Below are 23,723 nucleotides of genomic sequence, written 5' to 3'. Positions count from 1 at the left end.
GCAGACCTAAAGATCGAGAGCTTCGCCAATGACAATGCCCGATAAACTCCGCCTCATCCTCGCCTCGCAAAGTCCGTTCAGGAAGATGCTGATGGAAAACGCCGGCCTGGCGTTCGACGCCTTTTCTGCAGACATCGATGAACGTGCGGTCGAAAGCGAACTGGAACGACAGGCGCCGTCGCCGACGGATGTCGCCCTGCACCTCGCGGCGGCGAAGGCAAGGGCAGTGTCGATGCGTCATCCCGGCGCCCTGGTGATCGGCTCCGACCAGACGCTGTCGCTCGGCGAGCGGGTGTTTCACAAGCCGGAAGGTATTGCCGGGGCGAAGGAACACCTTCTTGCCCTGTCGGGAAGGACCCATGCACTGAACAGCGGCGTAGCGATCGCCGTCGACGGCGAGGTGGCCTGGCGCCACGTCTCCACCGCCAGCCTGACGATGCGCCCGCTGAGCGAGGCTTTCATCGATCGCCATCTGTCGCGCGTGGGAACGCGCGTGTTGGGTAGCGTCGGAGCCTATCAGCTGGAAGGTGAGGGCATCCAGCTGTTCGACAGGATCGAGGGGGACTACTTCACCATCATCGGCCTGCCGATGCTGCCGCTACTGGCGCAATTGAGATCGATGAGGGCGATCGATGCGTGATTCACGTGAAACATTTGTTAACCATGCCTTTGTGGTCGGCCATCCGATCAAGCATTCCCGCTCGCCTCTGATCCACGGCCACTGGCTGGAGAAGTTCAAGATTGCCGGAAGCTACCGGCCGATCGATGTCAGTCCGGCGGCATTTCCTGATTTCATTGCGAACCTCAAGGGGGAACATCGCAGCTTTGTCGGCGGGAACGTCACGATCCCGCACAAGGAGGCAGCATTTCAACTCGTCGATCGGCCTGATGCGCTCAGCGAAGAGCTTGGCGCCAGCAACACGATCTGGATCGAGGATGGCAGGCTGCATGCGACAAACACCGATGGCCACGGTTTCGTTTCCAATCTGGACGAGCGGGCGCCGGGCTGGGACCGCATCGATCGGGCGGTGGTTTTCGGTGCCGGCGGCGCCAGCCGGGCAATTCTGCAGGCCTTGCGTGACCGTGGCATCGGCGAGATCCACGTTCTGAACCGCACGGTCGGGAGAGCACAGGAACTCGCAGACCGCTTCGGCACAAGGATATATGCACATCCGATGGAAGCGCTTCGCGAAGTGATGGGCGGCGCGGGCCTCTTCGTCAACACGACCTCGCTCGGTATGGACGGGGACGCCGCCCCGGACATCGATTTCGGCGGATTGGCGTCCGGCGCGATCGTCACAGACATCGTCTACGTGCCGTTGAAGACGCCGTTCTTGCTCCAGGCGGAGCGCCAGGGCTTTGCGACCGTCGATGGGTTGGGAATGCTGCTGCATCAGGCGACGCCCGGTTTCGAGAAGTGGTTCGGCGTGCGGCCGGTGGTGGATGCCGCGCTACGCCAGGTGATCGTCGAGGACATGGAGCGGCATGGATGATCATCGTCGGGCTGACAGGATCGATCGGGACGGGCAAGTCGACGACGGCCGGCATGTTCCGCGACCTGGGCGTCTCCGTGCATGATGCGGACGCCGCCGTACACGAGCTCTATGCGAACGAGGCGGTCGGGCCGGTCGGAGAGGCCTTTCCGTCCGCGATCGCATCGGGCGCCGTCGATCGCAAGGCGCTCGCTGCCGAACTGGCCAAAAGTCCCGATGGTTTCAAGCGTCTGGAGCAAATCATCCATCCGCTCGTCCGGGAGAAAGAGGCAGCCTTTCTCCGCGCACAGCGTGCGGCCGGAGCGCCTCTTGTCGTGCTAGATATTCCGCTGCTGTTCGAAACCGGCGGCGAGCGGCGGGTTGACAAGGTCGTCGTCGTGAGTTGTTCGCCGGACGTACAAAGGCAGCGTGTGATGGCGCGCCCCGGCATGACCGAGGAAAAATTCGCCATGCTTCTGTCGCGGCAGATGCCGGATACCGAAAAACGGGCGCGTGCGGATTTTGTGGTCAACACCGACAACGGGCTTGATGCGGCGCGCGAACAGGTGAAACAAATCCTGGCGACACTCATTCAGGAAAGCGGCGCTGATGCGTGAAATCATCTTCGATACGGAAACCACCGGCCTCGACAGCCGCTCCGACCGCGTCATCGAAATCGGTGGCGTCGAGCTCGACAACCATTTTCCGACCGGTCGCACCTTCCATATCTATATCAATCCGGGCGACAAGAAGGTGCATCCAGATGCGCTTGCCGTTCACGGGATCACCGACGAGTTCCTGAAGGACAAGCCTTCCTTCGCTGAGATCGTCGAGGATCTGCAGTCCTTCTTCGCAGATGCCCGGTGGGTGGCCCACAACGCCAACTTCGACATGGGGTTCATAAACGCGGAGTTCGAGCGGCTCGGAATTCCCCCGGTGCCTGCCGACCGCGTGACGGACACGCTGGCGCTGGCGCGTCGCAAGCATCCGATGGGGCCCAACTCGCTGGATGCGCTATGCCGGCGCTATGGCATCGACAATTCGCATCGCACGAAACACGGCGCGCTTCTCGACTCCGAGCTGTTGGCCGAGGTCTACATCGAAATGATCGGCGGCAGGCAGGCCGCTCTGGGCCTTGGCGTTGCCGAACAACGCGAACGGCTCGACCAGGCGGATGGCGAGGATATCGTCCTGCCGATCCAGCAGCGACCGAGACCCTTGCCGCAGCGGATCAGTGAAATCGAGATATCCGCACATGCGGCGATGGTGGAGAAGATGGGCGATAAGGCGATCTGGCTGAAATACCGGCCCGAAGCTCCAGACCAGGACTGACAGCTTAAACGAAAAACGCCCGGCAGAACCGGGCGTTTTCAGTTGCTATCCTGATACGGATCAGTTGGTGTTGCCGGCCACCTTGGCCTTCAGCTGTTCTTCGGCCATCCGCTGCTGGAACATCTGCGCAAAATCAATGGGGTCGATCATCAGCGGCGGGAAGCCGCCATTGCGGGTCGCGTCGGCAATGATCTGGCGGGCGAACGGGAACAGAAGGCGCGGGCACTCGATGAACAGGACCGGCAGCATGTGCTCCTGCGGGAAGCCGGCGATGCGGAAGACGCCGCCATAGGCCAGTTCCGCGTTGAAAAGGACCTTGCCGTCGTCCTTTGCTTCGGCGTTCAGCGTCAGAACGACGTCGAATTCCGTTTCCGTCAGCGGATTCGCATTGACGTTCACGTTGATATTGATCGACGGAGCCTTTTCCCGCGCCTGCAGCGAGCGCGGCGCGCCGGGGTTTTCAAAGGAAAGGTCCTTCACATACTGGGCCAGGATGTTAATGGACGGGCTGGCCGCGTTGTTGGCCGCTTCGTTTTCGGTTGCCATTGTTCTTTCCTCGAGACGTAAAAATCGTGGCAGCCATCTAGCATTTCGACCGGGGGCTTACAACCCTGCCGGCCCGGCCCGGCATCGGCCTCAACGGGGCTCGTCGCGATTGTAGTCGTCCGTATCGAGATCGATCGTGCGTGGCTGTTGCGGACGCGGGCCATGAGGGTCGACCGAGGCGTTGAAATTGACCACGACGGCGCGCGCTGCAAGGCGGCGGGCAATGACGGTACGGACGAACGGCACAAGCAGGAGGATTGCGATGAGGTCCGTGAAGAACCCGGGCACGAGCAGAAGCAACCCGGCCAGCAGCACCAGCGCGGTGCCGAAGAATTTCTCGGCCGGAAGGTCGCGCGGCAGGTTCGGTTGGCGTAGTTTGGACAAGGCCTGAAAACCCTGCCTCCTCAGGATCGCCATTCCCAGCACGGCCGAGGCGATGACGAGAAGAAGTGTCGCCAGAAGGCCGATCTGCCGCCCGACCATCACGAAGCCGGCGATCTCGATGAGCGGAAGAAGCAGAATGAGGATGGCGATGATGATTCGTGTCATTGTCTTTTGCCTGACTGCATGTGAAGGCTCTTCTAAACCATGCTGGGTTCGTCTGTCTGCGTGTGATCGACGGTGGTCAAGGTTAAGTGATGGCCATTCGAACCTCGGGTGCTCGCGCGCATTTGAAGAATGTGCGTTTGCAGATTATATGGGGTGCAGATCAGAAAAGATGAACGGTGGTTCCGGACCGATATGGGCTCATTCGACTTTGTAACGATTTTCTTCCTTGTGGCGGCTGTGGTGATTTTCCTGCAGCTGCGCAATGTTCTTGGCCGCCGAACGGGGAATGAAAAGCCGCCCTTCGATCCCTATTCGCGTCGCGAGAACTCCGATGGCGTGCCGGGGCCGGATCGCGGCAAGGTCGTCACTTTGCCGCGGCGCGACGGTGCGGACGGCGAGGAGGGAGCCTATGCCGGCGTCGATGCCTTCACCCCGGCAGGGACGCCGCTGAACGATTCCCTGCGCCGCGTGGTCGACGCCGACCCGTCCTTCAACCCGAAGGAATTCGTCAACGGCGCAAAGATGGCCTATGAAATGATCGTCGTGGCTTTCGCCGATGGTGATCGCAAGACCCTCAAGAACCTGCTTTCCCGCGAGGTCTACGAAGGCTTCGATGGGGCCATTAGCGAGCGCGAGGGCAAGGGCGAAGTGGTCAAGTCGAACTTCGTCGGCATCGAGAAGGCCGATATCGTCAGCGCGGAGGTGAAGGACAACGAGATCAACATTACGCTGCGCATCATCAGCCAGCTGATCTCGGCGACCTACGACAAGGCCGGCGGCCTGATCGACGGCGATGCCGAAACGGTCGCTGAGGTCAACGACCTGTGGACGTTCGCCCGCGACAGCCGTTCGCGCGATCCCAATTGGAAGCTGATCGCCACCGAATCCGAAGGCTGATTGGCAAAACGATGGACTTCCGTCTGAAACCGGTCGCTTTTTCCGATCTGCCCGGATGGACGGAAGACGATCCCACCGTGCTGTTCTCGGCGATGGCGCGCTGTCGCGACCATATCGTCACCACGAAGCCCTATCGCACCGGATCGCTCGGCATTACCGCCGCCGATCTGCTTCCCGTTTTTAGCGCAGCGGCAGAGATCACGCCTTCGGGACCGTTGCAGGCCCGCGCTTACTTCGAGAACTGGTTCCAGCCCTATCTGATTGAGACCGGTCAGGGCGATAGGGGCTTCGTCACGGCCTATTACGAGCCGGAAGTGGAAGTACGCGACAAGCCGGACGCCGATTTCCGCTATCCCTTCTACCGTCGTCCCGACGACATGGTCGATATCGACGACGCGAACCGGCCCAAAGGCTTCGATCCCTATTTCGCCTTTGGCCGCATGCGCGAGGGCAAGATCGAGGAGTACCCCGATCGCCGGGCCATCGACCAGGGGCTGCTGGAGGGGAGAAACCTCGAGATCGCCTATGCTCGTTCGAAGGTCGATGTCTTCTTCATCCACGTGCAGGGGGCGGCCCGGCTCCTTTATTCCGACGGTTCGGTAAGGCGCATCACCTATGCGGCCAAGTCCGGCCACCGCTTCTCGCCGATCGGGAAGCTCCTGATCGAGCGTGGTGAAATCGATCCGGCGACGGTATCGATGGCTTCGATCCGAAACTGGCTGACGCGCAACCCGGATCGCATCGACGAAATCCTCTGGCACAACCGGTCCTATATCTTTTTCCGCGATGCCGTGGTGGACGATCCGGAACTGGGGCCGGTCGCGGCAGCGAAAATCCCGATCGTCGCCGGCCGGTCGCTCGCCGTCGACCGCCTGATCCACACCTTCGGCACGCCTTTCTTCATCCGCAGCGACAGCCTGACGCATCTGGACGGCGGCAGGCCGTTCGCCCGGACCATGTTGGCGCTCGATACCGGCTCTGCGATCGTCGGGGCTGCCCGCGGCGACATCTTCACCGGGTCCGGTGACGCCGCCGGCGACCTCGCCGGAAACGTCCGCAATACCGCCGACTTCTACGTCTTCGTTCCGAGGTCGATCGCCGAGAGATTTCGCCATGGCGAAGGATAAGTTGCTCAGCACCGAAGACCGGATACTCTGGGGCAAGGTCGCCAGAAGCGCCAAGCCACTGCCGGGACGGATGGAGGAGCTTGAGACGCTCGAAGCTCTTTTCACCCCGGAATCCACCGCCGCTTTGCCGGCTGAGGATATTGGAACAAGGAAGAAGAGCGATTCAGAGAGTGGTGGAATCCGGATAACGAATACCGGAAAGGGCGAACGACAGCATCATCCGCTGGAACGTCCGGTGCGACGCAAGCTGGCAAAAGGCCGGCTGGCGCTGGAGGCGCGCATCGACCTGCACGGCATGATCCAGAGCGAAGCGCATGGTCTGTTGCTGAGCTTCATGCTCCAGGCACATGCACGAGGGATGCGCCATGTGCTGGTGATCACGGGCAAGGGCGCGTCGATCGGAAGCGACGGCGCCTTGAAGCGCGCCGTGCCGCTCTGGTTCTCGCTGCCGGAGTTCAGGCCGCTGATTTCATCCTACGAGCCGGCGGCGCGCAATCATGGCGGCGAGGGCGCGTTGTATGTGCGGCTGGCGCGGGCCAAGGGGGCGCGGGAATGACCACCCCGTTCGGCGTTGCGGTGCGTCACCTGCGCACCAGGAAGGGCGTCACGCAGAAGGAGATGGCCACGGCGCTTGGCGTCTCTCCGGCCTATCTGTCGGCCCTCGAACATGGACGGCGGGGCTTGCCGAGCTTTGAGTTCCTGCAGCGGGTGGCCGGCTATTTCAACATCATCTGGGATGAGGCGGAGGAGCTTTTTCGCATCGCCCGGATTTCCGACCCCAGGATTACCGTGGATACGGCCGGTCTGCCGCCCGAATACACGGCCTTTGCGAACCGCCTCGCTGTCGAAATCGGCAATCTGCCGCCCGAGACGATCAGGCGGCTGGCCGGGATACTGGAAAAGGCTTGCACTACGCGCCGGAAATCGCCGTGATCCCCTGATTTCTGCCGCTATTGGCGGTCACACGGTTTGGAGAATCGAGCCGAAATCCCTATATTCGTCAAGCTGGAAAACCGGTGATTCGCCGTTTCCCACCTCTTCAGGAACGCTGGAAAGACACCCCGTATGACTGACATCACCGAGACCGACAACGGCCCGGCCGAGTATGGCGCAGATTCCATCAAGGTCCTCAAGGGCCTTGATGCCGTGCGCAAGCGTCCCGGCATGTATATCGGCGACACGGACGACGGGTCGGGCCTGCACCACATGGTGTATGAGGTCGTGGACAATGCGATCGACGAAGCGTTGGCCGGTCACGCGGATATCGTGACCGTCACGCTGAATGCCGATGGCTCCGTTACGGTGACCGACAACGGCCGCGGCATCCCCACCGACATCCACAAGGAAGAAGGCGTGTCTGCGGCCGAGGTCATCATGACCCAGCTGCATGCCGGTGGAAAGTTCGACCAGAATTCCTACAAGGTCTCAGGCGGTCTGCATGGCGTTGGCGTTTCGGTCGTGAACGCTCTGTCGGTCTCGCTGAAGCTGAAGATTCGCCGCGGCGGAAACATCCACGAGATGAGCTTCACGCACGGCGTCGCGGACGGCCCTCTGGCTGTCACCGGCAAATGCGGCGACGAGACCGGCACCGAAGTCACCTTCCTGCCCAGCCCCGAGACCTTCTCCAACATCGACTTCAACTACCAGACGCTGGAACATCGCCTTCGCGAACTGGCATTCCTGAATTCCGGTGTCCGCATCCTCCTGACTGACCGGCGCCACTCCGACGTCAAGCAGGACGAACTGATGTATGACGGAGGCCTGGAAGCCTTCGTCAGCTATCTCGACCGCGCCAAGAAGCCACTGGTTGCAAAGCCCGTCTCCATTCGCGGCGAGCGCGACGGAATTACGGTCGAAGTCGCCATGTGGTGGAACGACAGCTACCACGAGAACGTGCTGTGCTTCACCAACAACATCCCCCAGCGCGACGGCGGCACGCATCTTGCGGGCTTCCGCGGGGCGCTGACGCGTCAGGTCGTCTCCTATGCCGAAAGCTCGGGCATTCTGAAGAAGGAAAAGGTCTCGCTGACGGGCGATGATTGCCGCGAGGGCCTGACCGCCGTGCTCTCCGTCAAGGTGCCCGATCCGAAGTTCTCCTCGCAGACGAAGGACAAGCTCGTGTCCTCCGAGGTCCGGCCGGTCGTCGAAAGCCTCGTCAACGAGGCGTTGAGCCACTGGCTCGAAGAACATCCTTCCGACGCCAAGGTGTTGGTCGGCAAGGTGGTCGAGGCGGCCGCGGCCCGCGAAGCGGCGCGTAAGGCGCGCGAACTGACGCGCCGCAAGGGCGCGCTCGACATTTCTTCGCTGCCCGGCAAGCTCGCCGATTGCTCCGAACGGGATCCGGCCAAGTCCGAGCTCTTCCTGGTGGAGGGCGATTCGGCCGGCGGATCGGCCAAGCAGGGCCGTTCCCGCGAGAACCAGGCCATCCTGCCCTTGCGCGGCAAGATCCTCAACGTCGAGCGGGCACGCTTCGACAAGATGCTCTCCAGCCAGGAAATCGGCACGCTGATCACCGCGCTCGGCACGTCCATCGGCAAGGACGAGTTCAATCCCGAGAAGCTGCGCTATCACAAGATCATCATCATGACGGATGCCGACGTCGACGGCGCCCATATCCGTACGCTGCTTCTGACCTTCTTCTTCCGGCAGATGCCGGAGCTGATCGAACGGGGCCACCTCTACATCGCCCAGCCGCCGCTCTATAAGGTCGCGCGCGGAAAGTCCTCGCAGTACCTGAAGGACGAAAAGGCCCTGGACGACTACCTGATCGCTGCCGGTCTGGACGACGCGACGCTGGAACTTGGGTCGGGCGAAGTGCGCGCTGGACAGGATATGCGCGAGGTCATTCAGGACGCGCTTCGTCTGCGGACGCTGCTCGAAGGCCTGCATTCGCGCTACAGCCGCGCCATCGTCGAGCAGGCTGCGATCTGCGGCGCGCTCAATCTCGAGCTCAGCCACAATCGCGAGGCCTACGCGGAGATGGCCGAGCAGGTTGCCCGCCGTCTCGATCTGATTGCCGAGGAGACCGAGCGCGGCTGGACCGGTACCGTCGCCTCCGACGGCGGCCTGAAATTCGAACGGACCGTGCGTGGGGTGAAGGAATTCGCCCATCTCGACATGGCGCTCATCGGTTCTTCCGACGCCCGCCACATCGATCAGCTGACAGTCCGGCTGAAGGACATCTATGCCGTTCCGCCGAAGCTGCGGCGCAAGGATGCGGAGGTCGAGATCAGCGGACCGCGCGCTCTGCTCGACGCGGTCTTCGCCTCCGGCCGCAAGGGGCTGAGCCTGCAGCGCTACAAAGGTCTGGGCGAGATGAATGCAGAGCAGCTGTGGGAAACGACGCTTGACCCCAACGTGCGCTCGCTCCTGCAGGTGCGCGTTGCGGATGCGACCGACGCCGATGGCCTGTTCTCGCGTCTCATGGGTGACGAAGTGGAGCCTCGGCGCGAGTTCATCCAGGACAATGCGCTGAGTGTTGCAAACCTCGACATCTGACGCGGTTGCGCTGTTGTGCCCTGATGTGGCATTCGAATCCGGATAACGAAATAACCCCGCGACATCGTCGCGGGGTTATTTCTTTTGTCACAGGCGATTTACTCGCTCGGGAAATTGCCGTTGAAGACGACTTCGGACAGTGGCCGGCGCGGGCTCGGTGTTTCGCGCGCCTGCAGGAATTGCGGCAGTTGCGACTTGTCGCCGATACGGCCGACCACGGCGGCGGCCTCCACGCGGTAGCCCTCAGGCAGCTGCAGGATTTGCCTCGCCTTGTCGAAGTGGATGCCGGTCATGCCATGAGCCTGATAGCCGGAAAGCTGTGCCTGAAGTGACAGTGCGCCCCAAGCCGCGCCCGTGTCGAAGGAATGGCTGTAGGACAGGCTCTCTTCGCTGGCACCGGGCGCCAGGAAATGCGACTTGGAGATGATGACGATCAGAGCGGAAGCGCTCTTCGCCCAGCTCTGGTTGAAGTCGTTCAGGATCGGGAACAGCTTGTTCCACTCGGCGGTATCGCGCAGCGCGTATACGAAGCGCCAGGGCTGCGAATTGTAAGCGGACGGCGCCCAATGGGCTGCCTCGAGTATTGCTAGCAGGTCGCTCTCCGGCATCGTCTCGCCGCTGTAGGCGCGGGGCGACCAGCGGTTCAGGAAGAGAGGATCGATCGAATGGTCGGCCTTGCGGCTGTTGGCAGCAATCATGGTGTGTCCTTTCAGGAAGTCAGCCGGAGTGGGAGGAGGAAGACCGGCCGTTTGGGCTGTACGCGTGGATCCACGGCGGATGGGATCGCAAATGAGTTAGCCGGATTTCTCCCAGCTGATGACTAGCTCTTCGCGAAAGGCGAAGCGCTTGAGATGATCGGTAACGACGCTCTCCAGTCGATCGTTCGCACCATCGCCCGGGGCTTCCAGGGTCATCGTCAATTGGTTCGCGGCGGCCGACAGGCGCAGGAGCCGATCGTCGCCAAAAGGCACACAGCCGGTGGCTGCGTCGAACTCCACCGGGAATTTGTGGCTCCAGTGCTTGCAAAGCTGCTGCAGGTACCGGCTGGCGTTTGCGGTCTCGATCCGCGCTATCGATGAAGTCATTCAGGTACTCTCCGGCCTGGACCGTGGCATTGCGCGTGTCGCAATAGAGGTTCATATTTGAACCAGGTCCATATTTGGCTACACATAACGGCACTTGAGAATTTGACAAGAAGTCATCGTTCCAGTTCCTGGTCACACGGATGTAACTATCGGCAAGGGGGAAAGTGATGGGTGCGAATACAGCCAAGCGACATATGAACGGCAGCTGTCCGATCAGGGACGTGCTCGACCGCATCGGCGACCAGTGGAGCACGCTGGTGCTGGAAGCGCTGGCAGGCGAGACCTTGCGTTTCAATGAGCTGAAACGAGAGATCGGCGACGTCTCCCAGCACATGCTGGCGCGAACGCTTCGAAGACTGGAGCAGGACGGGCTCGTTTCGCGCACCTTCTACCCGGTCATTCCGCCGCGCGTCGACTACGCGCTGACGCCGCTCGGGCGGTCTTTGCTGGAGCCGATCCAGGCCCTGACCGGCTGGGCCCGCACCAACCACGCCTCGATCATCGCCGCACGCGAAAAATATCGCGAGCGCGTTTCAACGGATGCTTAGGACAGGACGAAAGGCACACAGATGCTGGTGGATGGAAAATGGACGGCCGATTGGCAACCGGTCCAGGCGAAGGACGAGAAGGGCGGCTTCGTCCGCCAGGTCTCCGGCTTTCGCAACTGGGTGACGCCGGACGGTGTGCCGGGACCGACCGGTGAAGGCGGCTTTGTCGCGGAGCCGGATCGCTACCATCTCTACGTCGCCTACATCTGCCCCTGGGCGTCCCGTACGCTGATCGGCCGTAACCTCAAGGGCCTCAGGGATGTGATCGGCGTTTCCGTGGTGGAGCCGGCGCTGACGCGGGAAGGCTGGCGCTTTGGCGACTACCCCGGATCGACCCCGGATACGGTCAATGGCGCGACCTACATGCACGAGCTCTATACACGCGCCGATCCACACTTTACCGGTCGCGCGACGGTCCCCGTGCTCTGGGACAAGAAGCGCGCCACCATCGTAAACAACGAGTCTGCCGATATCCTGCGGATGATGAATGACGGGTTCGGCGCGTTGGCGACGAGCGCGCTCGACCTCTATCCCGAAGCCCACCGCGCCGCGATCGATGCCTTCAACGAGCGAATCTATCCGAGCCTCAACAACGGCGTCTACCGCGCCGGCTTCGCCACCACGCAACTCGCCTATGAGGAGGCGTTCCTGGAAGTGTTCGCGATGCTTGACTGGGTCGACGGAGAACTGGGCGACAGGCGCTTTCTTTTCGCCGAGCACCCGACCGAAGCCGACATCCGCCTGTTCGTGACGCTTGTTCGCTTCGACGCTGCCTATCATGGGCTGTTCAAGTGCAATTTGCGCAGGCTTGCGGACTATCCGCGCCTGCGTCGCTTCGTTCGGCAGATGTACGACTGGCCGGGAATCGCCGAGACGGTCAGTCTCGATCACATCAAGCGGGGCTACTACTCGATCGCTTCGCTCAATCCGACTGGCATCGTTCCCGTAGGACCGGCACAGGAGCAGCTGTTCTGATACCGCGGGCCTTTAGTCGGGCTTGAACACGCCCTCGAACGCAAAGGAGGAGACGGGGTTGCGTTGGCTCGGGATTTCACGGGTCTTCAGGTCGTCCGGCAAGGTCTCCTTCGAGGCCAGCCTGCCGATCGCAACTCCGGCCTCCACCCGGTAACCTTCCGGCACGCTGAGGTCGGAGACTGCCTTGGGCCGGTCGATTCCGGCCATGGCGTGCGCTTGATAGCCGGCAAGGGTCGCCTGCAGGGCCAGCGCGCTCCAGGCAGCGCCCGTATCGAAGGCGTGCGTGTAGGCGGCCCGCATCTCGCCGGTGGCTGTGCGGTTGTGGGTCTTGGACAGGATGACGGCCAGCACCGACGCGTTCGGTGTCCATCGTCGGTTGCCCTCGTCGAGCGTTTCGAGAATGACATTGAAGGCTGGTGTTCCGCGATGGGCGTAGACGAACCGCCACGGCTGGCGATTGCTCGCCGAGGGTGCCCAGCGTGCGGCCTCGAACAGCCGCAGCAGATCATCCTGTGGCATCGCCTCGCCTGTGAAGGCGCGGGGCGACCAGCGCTGAAGGAAAACCGGATCGATATCGTGATCAGCACGGCGGCCGTTGATCTCTTGCATGAAGCGTCTCGCGTTCGAATGGTGCGGACAAGAATGCCCCGATGAGCAGGTGATGTCGATGGAAGAGTAGGGCTGCCGGCCGTGAACCGGCACGCAAAATTTCTCACACAGCCACAGGCGAGATTGTCCTTGCGCGGGCAAACGGCCTATAACCTCGGCAACGAATTCATCGATGGGAGACGCTGCTATGAGCCTGAAAGATACGACCCTCCTGCGCCAGGCGGCCCTGGTCGGCACACGCTGGATCGAGGCGGACCCGAAGAGTGGAATTTCCGTGAACAACCCCGCGACGGGCGAACTCGTCGGCTACGTTCCCAAGCTCGGCGCGGCGGAAACGAAGGAAGCGATCGCGGCGGCCGAAACAGCACAGAAGGAATGGGCGGCCCGCACGGCCAAGGAGCGCTCGGTCATCCTGCGCAAGTGGTTCGAGCTGATGATGGCCAACCAGGACGATCTCGGCCGGATCCTGACGATGGAACAGGGCAAGCCGCTCGCCGAGGCGAAGGGTGAGATCGCCTATGGTGCAAGCTTCATCGAGTGGTTCGCAGAAGAAGGGCGCCGCGTCTACGGCGACATCGTCCCCGGTCACCAGAAGGACAAGCGCATCCTGGTGATGAAGCAGCCCATCGGCGTCGTTGCCGCCATCACGCCCTGGAACTTTCCGAATGCGATGATCACGCGCAAGGCCGGTCCGGCCTTTGCCGCCGGCTGCGCCATGGTGCTCAAGCCGGCGTCGCAGACGCCTTTCTCGGCCATCGCGATTGCTGTTCTCGCCGAGCGGGCGGGCCTCCCGGCAGGCCTTTTCTCCGTCATCACCGGCTCGGCCCGCGAGATCGGTGCTGAAATGACCGCCAATCCTGTGGTGCGCAAGCTGACCTTTACCGGATCGACCGAAGTCGGCGCCGAGCTTTACAAGCAAAGCGCGCCGACCATTAAGAAGCTTGGCCTCGAACTGGGCGGCAACGCGCCTTTCATCGTGTTCGACGACGCCGATCTCGACGCGGCGGTCGAAGGCGCGCTGATTGCGAAGTTCCGCAACAACGGACAGACCTGCGTCTGCGCCAACCGGCTCTACGTCCAGGAAGGCGTCTACGATGCCTTCTCCGAAAAGCTCGCTGCCGCCGTCGGCCGGCTCAAGACCGGCAATGGTTTCGACGAGGGCGTCATTCTTGGTCCTCTGATCGATCAGGCGGCGCTGGCGAAGGTCGAGGAGCATGTGTCAGACGCGGTTTCCAAGGGCGGACGCATCGTCCAGGGCGGCAAGCGCCACTCGCTTGGCGGCACCTTCTACGAGGCAACGGTCCTTGCCGACGTGACGCCCGAAATGGCGGTCGCGCGCGAGGAAACCTTCGGGCCGGTCGCACCGCTGTTCCGCTTCAAGGACGAAACGGACGTCATCGCCCAGGCCAACGACACCGAGTTCGGGCTTGCCTCCTATTTCTATGCCAAGGACCTTGCCCGCGTCTTTCGCGTTGCCGAGGCACTTGAATACGGCATGGTCGGCGTCAACACCGGGCTGATCTCGACGGCGGAAGCACCCTTCGGCGGCGTCAAGCTTTCCGGCCTCGGTCGCGAGGGCTCCAGGTACGGCATCGAGGAATTCACCGAGATGAAGTATGTCTGCCTCGGCGGCATCGCTTGAGCGACTGATGCAGGATCCGCCCGTCGGAAATGCTCCGACGGGCGATTGCACAAGCCGACCCAAAGGAGGTCCGAGCCATGTCCGCGCCGAGGAACCCATTCAAGGCCGCCCTGCGCAAGGGTGATTTTCAGCTCGGACTCTGGGTCGCCCTCGGCAGCGCCTATGCGGCCGAGATCGCCGGCGGCAGCGGTTACGACTGGCTGCTAATCGATGGCGAGCACGGGCCGAGCGACATGCCGCTGATCGGGGCGCAGCTCGGCGCCTTGCGGGGCCGGTCCACGCATGCGATCGTCCGCCCGCCGATGGGTGAGGCCTGGCTGCTGAAGCAGCTTCTGGACCTCGGCGCGCAGACCTTCCTGATTCCCATGGTGGAAACGGCCGAGCAGGCCAGGGCGCTCGTGCGGGCGGTTCGTTATCCGCCGGCAGGGATTCGCGGCGTCGGCGCCGGGCTCGGCAGGGCAAGCGACTTCAACCGCGTGCCGGACTATTTGACGACGGCAAATGAAGAGATCTGCCTGATCGTTCAGATCGAAAGCAGGGCGGGCCTCGCCGCGCTCGATGAGATCGCTTCCGTCGAAGGCGTCGATGGCCTCTTCATCGGCCCATCCGATCTCGCAGCCGACATGGGCTACCTCGGTCAGCCTTCGGCCGCGCCGGTTCAGGAAGCGATCCGCGACGCGTTCGTGCGGATCCATCGCCACGGCAAGGCACGCGGGATCATGACGGTGGCGCTGGACCAGGCGCATGAATATCGCGCCATGGGAGCAGACTTCATGGCGATCGGCACCGACGTCAACTGCCTGGTCAGCGCGATCGACGGTTTGCGCCGCTCCTTCCTCGGAGTGCCGGTTTCAGGTGAGCAGAAGGGCGGCGCCTATTAGGCGCACCACGCACTCGAATCCGGGTAACCCCGGCGCCCGGCTCAGTTGATCGACTGCAGCAGCGTTTCGCGTGCCGATTTGAGATGCCGGCGGCAGGCGCCCTCGATTTTCGCCGGATCGCGTGACTGTAGCGCCTCGATGTAGGCGAGATGCTCCTCCATCGCGCGAGCATTGCGCTGACGCGCGTTCGTCTTGTTCCACTGGTAGTGATAGTGGAACACGATCGCGATGATATCGTAGAAATCGACGATGAAGCGGTTTCGCGAGGCCTGGTGGACGAGAAGGTGGAATTTCTCGTCCAGCTCTGAAAACTCGCGATAGCGGTTGTCCACGTCGGCCAGGATTTCGCGATGAAGTGCGGCGATCGCGTCCAGCTCGGCCCAGGCCGGATGGTCGTTCGGCAGATGGGCGAAGGCGGCAGCCGACCGCAGTTCGAACATCTCGCGCACCTCCGTCAGTTCCAGTGCGAACTCCGGCGTAAAGCCCTTCAGCACCCAGTGACTGTTCGGACGCTTCTCGATCAGGCCGAAACGGCTGAAGCGGATCAGGAACTCGCGCACGCTCGTTGTGCCTGTACCGATCTCGCGCGCCAGTTCCAGTTCGTTGATCTGCATTCCCGGTTCGGCACCGCCGGCAAGGATGCGCCGCATGAAGCTGCGTTCGATGATCTCGGAGAGCGAATCCGTCTCCTCGGTCGGAAAATAGTCCGCCGCCGAAGGCTTGCGCAGAACCGCCTTGCGGCGCTTCGACCATTCGATCAGCCCGATTTCCTCCAGCCGCGTCAGGATCGCGCGAACGGTGGTGCGGCTGACGCCGAGCTGGTTGCCGAGTTCCGGCTCCGACGCAAGCGAATCGCTGTTTTCCAGAAGCCCGAGGCAGCGGTTGAAGGCGTCCTTGAAAACGGTATTCTGCTTGGCCATGGTTCTCGCCGGTCGAAATGGTGGAGCTGCGCTCCTTTAAGCGGTCGCGGAAGCTTTAGCCAGCCAGGGTGAACTCTCGTTTCAGCTGCCTTCGGCCCTGGGCTTGGAGATGATTCTCCCGGCCTGTCGCGGCCCCCATAATAACCATTGACCTCAATCTGTCTATTGTAGATAAAAGACAGAATAAATCTTTGCATGCGGCCGTTGAGGAGCGGCGGCCTGCAGACGGGAGGATGCGATGCGGACCAGGACGATCGGCAAAACCGGTCTTGCCGTGACCGAATACAGCTTCGGGACTGCGGCGCTCGGCGGTCTCTACAGGCCTTGCCCCCGCGACATCGCGATCGAGACGCTGCAGGCGGCCTGGGATGGGGGAATGCGCTACTTCGATACCGCCCCCTGGTATGGATTCGGACTCGCCGAGCGGGTCACCGGCGATTTCCTTCGCACCAAGCCCAAGGATGAATGGGTGCTGTCGACCAAAGTCGGCCGCATCATGTTTCCCGTAGCCGATGACATGGTTCCGACCAATTACGGATACGTCGATCCGCTGCCGTTCGACGTCCACTACGACTACAGCTATGACGGCATCATGCGCTCGCTGGAGCTGAGCTATGCCCGGCTCGGCCTGAACCGTATCGACATTCTCTATGTGCACGATATCGGCTCCTATACGCATGGTGCGGAACAGAACGCCTTTCATTTTCGCGCCCTGATGGATTCGGGCCTGAAGGCGCTGGAGGAACTGAAATCGTCGGGGACGATCAAGGCATACGGACTGGGCGTCAATGAGGTGCCGATATGCCTGGAGGTTCTGAAGCGCGCTTCGATCGACTGCATCCTGCTTGCCGGGCGCTACACGCTGCTGGACAGGTCGGCGGTGGACGAAATGCTGCCGCTCTGCGCTGCGCGCAATACCGCCGTCGTGGTCGGCGGCGTCTTCAATTCGGGCATACTGGCGACCGGTTCTGTGGCGGGTGCGCATTTCGACTACATGCAGGCCAGTGAGGACGTGCTTTCCCGCGTTCGGGCGCTGGAGGAACTGGCTGCAACCAATGGCGTGCCGCTCGCCGCCGCCGCCTTGCAGTTTCCACTGAAGCATCCCGTCGTCGCGTCTGTCCTTCTCGGGACCGCAAAGCCTTCTAGCCTGCGCCGGAATGTAGAATTGACACATGTCCCCATTCCCGATGCTCTATATATGCAGTCGAACGCCTATAGCCTGGTCGCGCCGCCGCTCGGCAAGGAGGCGGTTCGTCAGTAACGGGGCATTCCCATAGCTTTTGGAGCATACGCATGTTGAAAGGCATTCATCCTCTTCTCGGTCCGGATCTGCTGTACGCGCTGCAGTCGATGGGGCATGGGGACGACATCGCGATCGTTGACGCGAATTTCCCCGCAAGTTCGATGGGGCCTGAGGTTATCCGTGCAGACGGCGTCGATGCGCTTGCCATGACAGAAGCAGTGCTGCTGCACATGCCGCTCGACACATTCGTTCCGCAGTCGGCATGGCGGATGCAGGTTGTCGGCGACCCGGACGCTGTTCCGCCGGTCTGTGTCGAGTTCCAGAACATCGTCCATCGGCTGGCCGGTGATTTCGCAGTGCACTCGGTGGAGCGCTTCGCCTTCTACGAAATGACGCGCAACGCCGCCTATATCGTCGCCACCACGGAATTCCGGCTCTACGGCAACATCATCCTGAAGAAGGGCGTGCTGCACCCGCACGAGGTCTACAAGGGCTGAGGGCGGTTGGGGACCGGGTCTCAATAATGGAATGTATATTCCATGTTGACACTAAAGCGGAACTATTGTTTCAATTGTCCGCAGACGACCCGAAGGCGGCGCTCCGTGGAGGCGAGAGCGCAGCGGAGGGGGATCGAATAGAATGAGCACAACGTGGCGGGCCGCCGTGGGAGACGGCCGGATCCGCCGCCTTGCTAGGCGCGAGTACCTCGGCTAGCTTGCTGGTATAAATGTTTTTTATAGATAAAAACCTACCGCCTGCGTTCAGCGGTTCGGTTTCCAGGAGGAGAACGCACCAGAGAGGAGAACCTTCATGAGCATTGCAAAATCGCTTCTGTCGCGACGTGCGTTTACCGCGCTGGCCGGCGCGGCCGTCTTTGCGACGATGACGCCTGCCGCGTCCTTTGCGCAGGACGTCACCATTCCGATTATCGTCAAGGATACGACTTCGTTCTATTGGCAGATCGTGCTCGCCGGTGCTAGGGCCGCCGGCAAGGATCTCGGAGTGAACGTGCCCGAACTTGGCGCGCAGTCGGAATCCGACGTAAACGGTCAGATCAGCATTCTCGAAAACGCCGTGGCCGGCAAGCCGGCTGCTGTTGTGATCTCGCCGACCGAGTTCAAGGCACTGGGCAAGCCGATCGATGAGGCGGCCAAGTCGGTTCCGGTGATCGGCATCGACTCCGGCGCTGATTCCAAGGCCTTCTCCTCGTTCCTGACGACGGACAACGTCCAGGGCGGACGGATCGCCGCAGACGGCCTTGCCGCTGCGATCAAGGAAGCCACCGGCAAGGAAGAGGGCGAAGTCGCCATTATCACCAGCCTTCCCGGCGCCGGTTCGCTGGAACAGCGCCGCGAAGGCTTCCTCGACCAGGTCAAGACGAAGTATCCGGGCCTGAAGGTCATCGCCGACAAATATGCCGACGGTCAGGCGACAACCGGTCTCAACATCATGACAGACCTGATCACCGCCAATCCGAATCTCGTTGGCGTCTTCGCTTCCAACCTGATCATGGCGCAGGGCGTCGGTCAGGCGATCTCGGAAAACAAGCTCGGCGACAAGATCAAGGTCATCGGCTTCGACAGCGACGACAAGACGCTGGCGTTCCTGAAGGACGGCGCCCTGGCCGGCCTTGTCGTGCAGGATCCCTATCGCATGGGCTATGACGGCGTGAAGACCGCGCTGGCCGTGTCCAAGGGCGAAAAGGTCGAGCAGAACGTTGATACGGGTGCGAACCTCGTGACGAAGGCCAACATGACCGAGCCGAAGATCGACGCGCTGATCAATCCGAAGGTGAATTGAGAACATATGTCCCGCGCCGCAACGCGGCGCGGGACATTCTTTTAAGGGGGCACCGATCGATGAGGAGCGGTGGGTGCCGGCCCGTCTCCGTAGGGAGCGGACTATGAAAGGGAGGAGTGCGTCATGAGTCGACTGGAAGAGATCGCGCACCGTCACGACGACGCGTTGCTGTCCGAAGGAAGCCGTGTGCCGACGGGCGCTCCCATCCTCGAATTGAAGGGCTTGCAGAAGAACTACGGCTACGTGCAGGCGCTGAAGCCTGCGACGATCACGTTTCTGGCCGGAGAGGTCCATGCGATCGTCGGCGAGAACGGTGCCGGCAAGTCGACGCTGATCAAGCTTCTCACCGGCGTCATCCCCCGCACCGCCGGGGAAGTGCTCTGGTGCGGCCATCCCGTTGAACTTGCGACCCCCAACGAGGCGATTGCCCGCGGCATCAACGCCGTTCACCAGGAAGTGGTTCTCTGCCCGCATCTGACGGTGGCCGCCAATTTGTTCTTGGGTGACGAGGTCAACCAGTACGGCTTGATGCGCAAGAAGCAGATGGAAAAGATGGCGCAGTCGGTGCTGGACGACCTCGGCTTCGGGCTGCCCGCCGGGGCGCCGCTCGGCGCGCTGACGATCGGGCAGCAGCAGCTGGTCGCCACCGCGCGCGCCGCCATGCGCGGTACGCAGTTTCTGATCTTCGATGAGCCGACGGCCTATCTCACGCGACAGGAATCGGCGCAGCTGTTCAAGCTGATCCGCCGGCTCCAGGGCGAGGGCGTGACGATCGTCTACATCAGCCACCGGATGGAGGAAGTGTTCGAGCTTGCCGATCGGGTGTCGGTCCTGCGGGACGGAACACATGTCGGCACGCGCAACATCGGCGAGACGAACGAGACCGAACTGATTGCCCTTATGATCAATCGCTCGATCGAGCAGATCTACCACAAGGAGGAGATTCCGATCGGGCAGCCTATTCTGGAAACGCGCGGCCTGTCCGGCCCGGGCTTCGAGGATATTTCGCTGACGGTGCGCGCCGGAGAGATCGTCGGCCTCTATGGGCTGATCGGCGCGGGGCGGAGCGAGTTTGCGCTCGGCGTCTATGGTCGTCAGCCCGTTTCGGCGGGCGAAGTCTACTGGATGGGCAAGAAGGTCCAGATCCGCAACGAGCGCACCGCAATGGATCTCGGCATCGCACTCGCGCCGGAAAGCCGCCGAGATCAGGGACTTTGCCTCAACCTGCCGATCGGCCTGAACATCAACCTCCCCGTTTTCAACCGCCTGAGCCGGGGTCCCGTCCTCTCGCGGAGTGACGAGGCGGCCAACGCCGACCGCCAGATCCGCGATCTCAGCATCAAGACTCCCAGCCGGCGAGTCCTGGCATCGTCCATGTCGGGCGGCAATCAGCAGAAGATCGTCATCGGCAAGTGGCTGAGTCACGGTGCCAGGCTTTTCATTTTCGATGAACCCACGGTCGGTGTCGACGTGGGCACCAAGGCGGAAATCTATCGCCTGTTTGCCAAGCTGTTGCGGGAGGGGGCCGGTATCATCCTGATCTCGTCCTACCTGCCGGAGGTCTACGAGCTTGCCGACCGGTTGCACGTGTTCCGTGGCGGCCGCCTCGTCGGCAGCCATGATTTCCATGCGGCGAGCCATGAGGATGTGCTCGCCCAAGCGATCGGCGTCTGAGACAGAAGAATTGAGGAGGGAGTAGCAGAAATGGCCATCACTTCAACGGAAAGCGCTGCCGTTGCCCCTAGGCGCGGCATGAACGTTCTCTTCAGCCTGACGCTGATCGGTCTGCTGTTCGCTCTCTGGATCGCGCTCGGCATCGGCACCGCAAGCTTCTGGACGCCGCTGAATATTTCCAATCTGCTGCGCCAGGGCGCCATGACGGCGATCCTCGCCGTCGGCCAGACCTTCGTCATCATCACTGCCGGCATCGATCTGTCGGTCGGCGCGATCGTCGGCTTTTCCACCGTTGTCATGGCCTGGCTGCTACAGGCGGGCTTTCCGCTGTGGGTCGCGATTGTCGCCACGCTGCTGGTGGGCGTCGCCATCGGCGCCTTCCATGGCTTCGGCATCGTCCGCATGGGGCTGCCGCCCTTCATCATCACTCTGGCCACGCTGACATCGCTGCGTGGCGTCGGGCTGCTGATCACCAACGGCTCGACGATCTCGATCACCAACGAGGCGTTCACCAATTTCGCCCGCGCGGATTTCCTCGGCATTCCGAGCCTCTTCTGGATGGTCATCCTCATTGCCGTGCCAGCCTATGTCTTCCTGCATCTCAGCCGGTGGGGCCGCTATCTCTTCGCCGTGGGGTCGAACAGCGAGGCCGCGCGCCTTTCCGGCGTGAATGTTAACCGCACGATCTATATGGCCTATATCCTGTCCGCCTCGTGCGCTGCCTTCGTCGGCATCCTGCTGGCGTCCCGCATCGGCATCGGCAACGCCACCCAGGCCGAGGGCTGGGAGCTGCAGGCGATCGCATCGTCGGTCATCGGCGGAACGAGCCTGTTCGGCGCCGTCGGCTCCGTGCACGGCCCGCTGATCGGGGCCTTCATTCTGGCGACGATCAACAACGGTGCCAACCTGCTCAACGTCAACTCCTTCTGGCAGCGCATCATCACCGGCCTACTGATCATCGTGATCGTTTATTTCGACCAGCTCCGTCGTCGCGGCAGCCGCTAGCATTTGGACAGTCATTGCAAACCGGCCGACGGCGTGTCGGCCGGCTCAGGCCGAGGAGCTTGCAAATGCGCGCCATCGTCTGCCAGGAGCCCGGGCGGCTCGAACTGGTCGAAAGACCGACCCCCTCGGCCGTTCCGCCGGGATGGGCACGCGTTGCGGTCGGCCATGTCGGCATCTGCGGCACCGACTATCATATCTTCGAGGGCAAGCATCCGTTTCTCGAATACCCCCGCGTGATGGGACATGAGGTCAGCGCCACGGTCGTCGAGGCCCCGGGCACCGGATTGCAGGCGGGCGAAAAGGTCATCGTCAATCCGTACCTGTCCTGCGGCTCCTGCGTCGCCTGCCGCCAGGCAAAACCGAACTGCTGCACGGCCATCAAGGTTCTCGGCGTGCACACCGACGGCGCGCTCTGCGAAGAAATCGTGCTGCCGGCGAAAAATCTCTATCCGGCGGGAAAGCTGACGCTCGAAGCTGCCGCGACCGTCGAGTTTCTCGCCATCGGTGCCCATGCCGTGCGCCGCGCCCGCATGTTCGAGGGCGCGCGTTCGCTTGTGATCGGTGCCGGACCGATCGGTCTCGGGACTGCGCTGTTTTCCAGCATCGCCGGCCACGAGGTGACATTGCTCGATGCTTCGGCGGAACGTCTGGAGATGGCCCGCACACGATTTGGTTTCGAACGGACCGTCAAGGCCGGCGACGATGTTGCTGCCGCGCTCGCGTCCCTGACCGACGGCGATGGCTTCGATGTCGTCTTCGACGCAACCGGCTACTCCAGTTCGATGGAAGCGGCGTTCGGCTATGTCGCGCATGGGGGCACGCTCGTACTCGTCAGCGTCGTCAAGGACGAGATCCGCTTTTCCGATCCCGAGTTCCATAAGCGTGAAATGACCCTCGTCGGCAGTCGCAACGCGACGGAAGAAGATTTTAGGCATGTTGTTTCCTGCATCGAATCCGGCAAAATACCGGTGGAGACGCTGATCACGCATCGAACGACTCTGGACGCACTGCCGGTGGACCTGGCGCATTGGGCGCATCATAAAGAGGGTCTGATCAAGGCGGTGGTCGAGATCGGCGGGTGAGGGCGCATCCGATTGAATTCTGATACGCGAAACGCAAGGACGAGACGATGAGTGGAGACCTCGGAGGAAAGACGGCGCTGGTTACGGCGGCTGGCCAGGGAATCGGGCGGGCCTCTGCGCTTGCCTACAAGGCTGCCGGCGCTAGCGTCATTGCGACCGACATCAATGCCGAGGCATTGGAGACGCTGGCCTCCGAAGGCATCGCGACCCACGTGCTTGATGTCCGCTCCGATCAGTCTGTCCGCGACGTCATCGCTGCGGTCGGCCCTGTCGATATCCTCTTCAACTGTGCCGGCGTCGTCCATGCCGGCACCGTTCTCGACGTCAAGGACGAGGAGCTTGATTTCGCCTGGGACCTGAACGTTCGCTCCATGGTGCGAACGGCGCGCGCGGTCCTGCCCGGCATGCTTGCCCGCGGCGGTGGTGCGATCGTCAACATGGCGTCGGTGGCAAGCAGTGTGAAGGGCGTGCCGAACCGATTTGCCTACACGGTCACGAAGGCCGCGGTCATCGGCCTGACGAAGTCGATTGCGGCCGATTATGTCGCCCAAGGTATCCGTTGCAACGCCATCTGCCCCGGCACCGTCGAAAGCCCGTCCCTGCAGGAACGCATGCGAGCCGGCGGGGATTACGATGCAGCACGCGCCGCCTTCATCGCAAGGCAGCCCATGGGGCGTCTCGGCACGCCCGAGGAGATTGCGGCGCTCGCCGTTCATCTCGCCGGCGCCACCTATACGACCGGCCAGGCTTATGTGATCGATGGCGGCTGGACGGGATAGAATTGCGACAGTTCCGCGTGGAAATGGGTGGTTGCGATGCGAAGGCGGGGGTACGCTCT

At 62.3% G+C, this 23,723-nt stretch carries 26 protein-coding genes; 20 read left to right on the top strand and 6 right to left on the bottom strand.

Annotation, left to right across the window (positions count from 1 at the left end; genetic code table 11):
• Window positions 1-28 precede the first annotated feature (28 nt).
• Genes CRO48_RS06910 through dnaQ form a run of 4 tightly spaced genes read left to right on the top strand, consistent with a single transcriptional unit; the run spans window position 29 to window position 2,804 of the window.
• Entirely contained in the window at window positions 29-640 is a 612-nt protein-coding gene (locus CRO48_RS06910; protein WP_097137652.1) for a Maf-like protein, read from the top strand.
• Window positions 633-1,493, top strand: a complete 861-nt coding sequence (locus CRO48_RS06905; RefSeq protein ID WP_097137650.1) for a shikimate dehydrogenase — start codon at window positions 633-635, stop codon at window positions 1,491-1,493. Before CRO48_RS06910 ends, CRO48_RS06905 begins: the two co-directional genes overlap by 8 nt.
• Window positions 1,490-2,089: a dephospho-CoA kinase gene (gene coaE, locus CRO48_RS06900; RefSeq protein WP_097137647.1), complete on the top strand. Its 600-nt coding sequence runs from the start codon at window positions 1,490-1,492 to the stop codon at window positions 2,087-2,089. The genes CRO48_RS06905 and coaE overlap by 4 nt, the downstream gene beginning before the upstream one ends.
• Window positions 2,082-2,804 carry a DNA polymerase III subunit epsilon gene (dnaQ, locus tag CRO48_RS06895; RefSeq protein WP_097137644.1) on the top strand — a complete coding sequence of 241 codons (723 nt, stop codon included), beginning with the start codon at window positions 2,082-2,084 and terminating at the stop codon, window positions 2,802-2,804. The genes coaE and dnaQ overlap by 8 nt, the downstream gene beginning before the upstream one ends.
• Window positions 2,805-2,864: 60 nt before the next feature.
• Here dnaQ and secB read toward each other — a convergent pair whose 3' ends face one another.
• A complete protein-coding gene (secB, locus tag CRO48_RS06890) occupies window positions 2,865-3,350 on the bottom strand; it encodes a protein-export chaperone SecB (protein ID WP_097137642.1) in 486 nt (161 codons plus the stop codon).
• A 90-nt stretch (window positions 3,351-3,440) separates the two neighbouring features.
• Window positions 3,441-3,899, bottom strand: coding sequence for an FxsA family protein (locus CRO48_RS06885; protein ID WP_097137640.1), 459 nt, complete (start codon window positions 3,897-3,899; stop codon window positions 3,441-3,443).
• Window positions 3,900-4,091: 192 nt separating this feature from the next.
• Between CRO48_RS06885 and CRO48_RS06880 the strand changes: the two genes are divergently transcribed.
• The 5 genes from CRO48_RS06880 (at window position 4,092) to gyrB (ending at window position 9,421) form a co-directional block, all read left to right on the top strand.
• Entirely contained in the window at window positions 4,092-4,796 is a 705-nt protein-coding gene (locus CRO48_RS06880; protein ID WP_097137639.1) for a Tim44/TimA family putative adaptor protein, read from the top strand.
• A gap of 11 nt (window positions 4,797-4,807) precedes the next feature.
• Window positions 4,808-5,923 carry a murein transglycosylase A gene (gene mltA, locus CRO48_RS06875; RefSeq protein ID WP_097137637.1) on the top strand — a complete coding sequence of 372 codons (1,116 nt, stop codon included), beginning with the start codon at window positions 4,808-4,810 and terminating at the stop codon, window positions 5,921-5,923.
• On the top strand, window positions 5,910-6,479 hold the full coding sequence (locus CRO48_RS06870) for a Smr/MutS family protein (RefSeq protein ID WP_097137635.1): 570 nt from the start codon (window positions 5,910-5,912) through the stop codon (window positions 6,477-6,479). Before mltA ends, CRO48_RS06870 begins: the two co-directional genes overlap by 14 nt.
• On the top strand, window positions 6,476-6,856 hold the full coding sequence (locus tag CRO48_RS06865) for a helix-turn-helix domain-containing protein (RefSeq protein WP_097137633.1): 381 nt from the start codon (window positions 6,476-6,478) through the stop codon (window positions 6,854-6,856). Before CRO48_RS06870 ends, CRO48_RS06865 begins: the two co-directional genes overlap by 4 nt.
• A 132-nt stretch (window positions 6,857-6,988) precedes the next feature.
• On the top strand, window positions 6,989-9,421 hold the full coding sequence (gene gyrB, locus CRO48_RS06860; RefSeq protein WP_097137631.1) for a DNA topoisomerase (ATP-hydrolyzing) subunit B: 2,433 nt from the start codon (window positions 6,989-6,991) through the stop codon (window positions 9,419-9,421).
• A gap of 98 nt (window positions 9,422-9,519) precedes the next feature.
• Here gyrB and CRO48_RS06855 read toward each other — a convergent pair whose 3' ends face one another.
• Entirely contained in the window at window positions 9,520-10,119 is a 600-nt protein-coding gene (locus tag CRO48_RS06855) for a nitroreductase family protein (protein WP_210201977.1), read from the bottom strand.
• 96 nt (window positions 10,120-10,215) lie between these two features.
• Window positions 10,216-10,506, bottom strand: a complete 291-nt coding sequence (locus tag CRO48_RS06850) for a DUF2218 domain-containing protein (RefSeq protein ID WP_097137629.1) — start codon at window positions 10,504-10,506, stop codon at window positions 10,216-10,218.
• 167 nt (window positions 10,507-10,673) lie between these two features.
• Between CRO48_RS06850 and CRO48_RS06845 the strand changes: the two genes are divergently transcribed.
• Entirely contained in the window at window positions 10,674-11,054 is a 381-nt protein-coding gene (locus CRO48_RS06845; protein WP_097137627.1) for a winged helix-turn-helix transcriptional regulator, read from the top strand.
• 21 nt (window positions 11,055-11,075) lie between these two features.
• On the top strand, window positions 11,076-12,029 hold the full coding sequence (locus tag CRO48_RS06840; protein WP_097137625.1) for a glutathione S-transferase family protein: 954 nt from the start codon (window positions 11,076-11,078) through the stop codon (window positions 12,027-12,029).
• 12 nt (window positions 12,030-12,041) lie between these two features.
• On the opposite strand, the gene CRO48_RS06835 is transcribed toward CRO48_RS06840, so the two are convergent.
• The gene (locus CRO48_RS06835) at window positions 12,042-12,638 is read right to left on the bottom strand and encodes a nitroreductase family protein (protein ID WP_097137623.1); all 597 of its coding nucleotides are present in this window, start codon (window positions 12,636-12,638) and stop codon (window positions 12,042-12,044) included.
• A 187-nt stretch (window positions 12,639-12,825) separates the two neighbouring features.
• Between CRO48_RS06835 and gabD the strand changes: the two genes are divergently transcribed.
• Window positions 12,826-14,280 (top strand): NADP-dependent succinate-semialdehyde dehydrogenase, encoded by a 1,455-nt coding sequence (gabD, locus tag CRO48_RS06830; protein ID WP_097137620.1) that lies wholly within the window; start codon window positions 12,826-12,828, stop codon window positions 14,278-14,280.
• Window positions 14,281-14,357: 77 nt separating this feature from the next.
• Complete coding sequence (locus CRO48_RS06825) at window positions 14,358-15,161, top strand: aldolase/citrate lyase family protein (RefSeq protein ID WP_097137617.1); 804 nt, start codon at window positions 14,358-14,360, stop codon at window positions 15,159-15,161.
• A 41-nt stretch (window positions 15,162-15,202) separates the two neighbouring features.
• Here the strand turns inward: CRO48_RS06825 and CRO48_RS06820 are convergent, their stop codons facing one another.
• On the bottom strand, window positions 15,203-16,081 hold the full coding sequence (locus CRO48_RS06820; RefSeq protein ID WP_097137615.1) for a GntR family transcriptional regulator: 879 nt from the start codon (window positions 16,079-16,081) through the stop codon (window positions 15,203-15,205).
• 238 nt (window positions 16,082-16,319) lie between these two features.
• Between CRO48_RS06820 and CRO48_RS06815 the strand changes: the two genes are divergently transcribed.
• From CRO48_RS06815 to CRO48_RS06785, 7 genes are all read left to right on the top strand, one after another.
• The gene (locus CRO48_RS06815; RefSeq protein ID WP_097137612.1) at window positions 16,320-17,342 is read left to right on the top strand and encodes an aldo/keto reductase; all 1,023 of its coding nucleotides are present in this window, start codon (window positions 16,320-16,322) and stop codon (window positions 17,340-17,342) included.
• 32 nt (window positions 17,343-17,374) lie between these two features.
• Entirely contained in the window at window positions 17,375-17,821 is a 447-nt protein-coding gene (locus CRO48_RS06810) for an RbsD/FucU family protein (protein WP_097137610.1), read from the top strand.
• Between the two features lie 313 nt (window positions 17,822-18,134).
• A complete protein-coding gene (locus CRO48_RS06805; RefSeq protein WP_097137608.1) occupies window positions 18,135-19,124 on the top strand; it encodes an ABC transporter substrate-binding protein in 990 nt (329 codons plus the stop codon).
• A gap of 123 nt (window positions 19,125-19,247) precedes the next feature.
• Window positions 19,248-20,798, top strand: coding sequence for a sugar ABC transporter ATP-binding protein (locus CRO48_RS06800; protein WP_097137606.1), 1,551 nt, complete (start codon window positions 19,248-19,250; stop codon window positions 20,796-20,798).
• 30 nt (window positions 20,799-20,828) lie between these two features.
• Complete coding sequence (locus CRO48_RS06795; protein ID WP_097137604.1) at window positions 20,829-21,803, top strand: ABC transporter permease; 975 nt, start codon at window positions 20,829-20,831, stop codon at window positions 21,801-21,803.
• Window positions 21,804-21,868: 65 nt separating this feature from the next.
• Window positions 21,869-22,885 carry a zinc-binding alcohol dehydrogenase family protein gene (locus tag CRO48_RS06790; RefSeq protein WP_097137603.1) on the top strand — a complete coding sequence of 339 codons (1,017 nt, stop codon included), beginning with the start codon at window positions 21,869-21,871 and terminating at the stop codon, window positions 22,883-22,885.
• Window positions 22,886-22,932: 47 nt separating this feature from the next.
• Window positions 22,933-23,664, top strand: coding sequence for an SDR family oxidoreductase (locus tag CRO48_RS06785; protein WP_097137601.1), 732 nt, complete (start codon window positions 22,933-22,935; stop codon window positions 23,662-23,664).
• Window positions 23,665-23,723 lie beyond the last annotated feature (59 nt).

It is taken from the genome of Rhizobium subbaraonis (assembly GCF_900220975.1).
Lineage (GTDB): Bacteria > Pseudomonadota > Alphaproteobacteria > Rhizobiales > Rhizobiaceae > Mycoplana > Mycoplana subbaraonis.
This window is presented reverse-complemented; position numbering and strand designations above follow the sequence as displayed.

Bases quoted from the DNA above. Each gene is read 5' to 3' on its own strand.
- CRO48_RS06810 (WP_097137610.1), top strand. From the start codon at position 17,375: ATGTTGAAAGGCATTCATCCTCTTCTCGGTCCGGATCTGCTGTACGCG.
- mltA (WP_097137637.1), top strand. From the start codon at position 4,808: ATGGACTTCCGTCTGAAACCGGTCGCTTTTTCCGATCTGCCCGGATGG.
- CRO48_RS06835 (WP_097137623.1), bottom strand. From the start codon at position 12,638: ATGCAAGAGATCAACGGCCGCCGTGCTGATCACGATATCGATCCGGTT.
- gabD (WP_097137620.1), top strand. From the start codon at position 12,826: ATGAGCCTGAAAGATACGACCCTCCTGCGCCAGGCGGCCCTGGTCGGC.
- CRO48_RS06815 (WP_097137612.1), top strand. From the start codon at position 16,320: ATGCGGACCAGGACGATCGGCAAAACCGGTCTTGCCGTGACCGAATAC.
- CRO48_RS06865 (WP_097137633.1), top strand. From the start codon at position 6,476: ATGACCACCCCGTTCGGCGTTGCGGTGCGTCACCTGCGCACCAGGAAG.
- CRO48_RS06910 (WP_097137652.1), top strand. From the start codon at position 29: ATGACAATGCCCGATAAACTCCGCCTCATCCTCGCCTCGCAAAGTCCG.
- CRO48_RS06880 (WP_097137639.1), top strand. From the start codon at position 4,092: ATGGGCTCATTCGACTTTGTAACGATTTTCTTCCTTGTGGCGGCTGTG.
- CRO48_RS06820 (WP_097137615.1), bottom strand. From the start codon at position 16,081: ATGGCCAAGCAGAATACCGTTTTCAAGGACGCCTTCAACCGCTGCCTC.
- CRO48_RS06790 (WP_097137603.1), top strand. From the start codon at position 21,869: ATGCGCGCCATCGTCTGCCAGGAGCCCGGGCGGCTCGAACTGGTCGAA.
- dnaQ (WP_097137644.1), top strand. From the start codon at position 2,082: ATGCGTGAAATCATCTTCGATACGGAAACCACCGGCCTCGACAGCCGC.
- coaE (WP_097137647.1), top strand. From the start codon at position 1,490: ATGATCATCGTCGGGCTGACAGGATCGATCGGGACGGGCAAGTCGACG.
- CRO48_RS06855 (WP_210201977.1), bottom strand. From the start codon at position 10,119: ATGATTGCTGCCAACAGCCGCAAGGCCGACCATTCGATCGATCCTCTC.
- CRO48_RS06805 (WP_097137608.1), top strand. From the start codon at position 18,135: ATGAGCATTGCAAAATCGCTTCTGTCGCGACGTGCGTTTACCGCGCTG.
- CRO48_RS06825 (WP_097137617.1), top strand. From the start codon at position 14,358: ATGTCCGCGCCGAGGAACCCATTCAAGGCCGCCCTGCGCAAGGGTGAT.
- CRO48_RS06795 (WP_097137604.1), top strand. From the start codon at position 20,829: ATGGCCATCACTTCAACGGAAAGCGCTGCCGTTGCCCCTAGGCGCGGC.
- secB (WP_097137642.1), bottom strand. From the start codon at position 3,350: ATGGCAACCGAAAACGAAGCGGCCAACAACGCGGCCAGCCCGTCCATT.
- CRO48_RS06885 (WP_097137640.1), bottom strand. From the start codon at position 3,899: ATGACACGAATCATCATCGCCATCCTCATTCTGCTTCTTCCGCTCATC.
- CRO48_RS06870 (WP_097137635.1), top strand. From the start codon at position 5,910: ATGGCGAAGGATAAGTTGCTCAGCACCGAAGACCGGATACTCTGGGGC.
- CRO48_RS06850 (WP_097137629.1), bottom strand. From the start codon at position 10,506: ATGACTTCATCGATAGCGCGGATCGAGACCGCAAACGCCAGCCGGTAC.
- CRO48_RS06800 (WP_097137606.1), top strand. From the start codon at position 19,248: ATGAGTCGACTGGAAGAGATCGCGCACCGTCACGACGACGCGTTGCTG.
- CRO48_RS06845 (WP_097137627.1), top strand. From the start codon at position 10,674: ATGGGTGCGAATACAGCCAAGCGACATATGAACGGCAGCTGTCCGATC.
- CRO48_RS06785 (WP_097137601.1), top strand. From the start codon at position 22,933: ATGAGTGGAGACCTCGGAGGAAAGACGGCGCTGGTTACGGCGGCTGGC.
- gyrB (WP_097137631.1), top strand. From the start codon at position 6,989: ATGACTGACATCACCGAGACCGACAACGGCCCGGCCGAGTATGGCGCA.
- CRO48_RS06905 (WP_097137650.1), top strand. From the start codon at position 633: ATGCGTGATTCACGTGAAACATTTGTTAACCATGCCTTTGTGGTCGGC.
- CRO48_RS06840 (WP_097137625.1), top strand. From the start codon at position 11,076: ATGCTGGTGGATGGAAAATGGACGGCCGATTGGCAACCGGTCCAGGCG.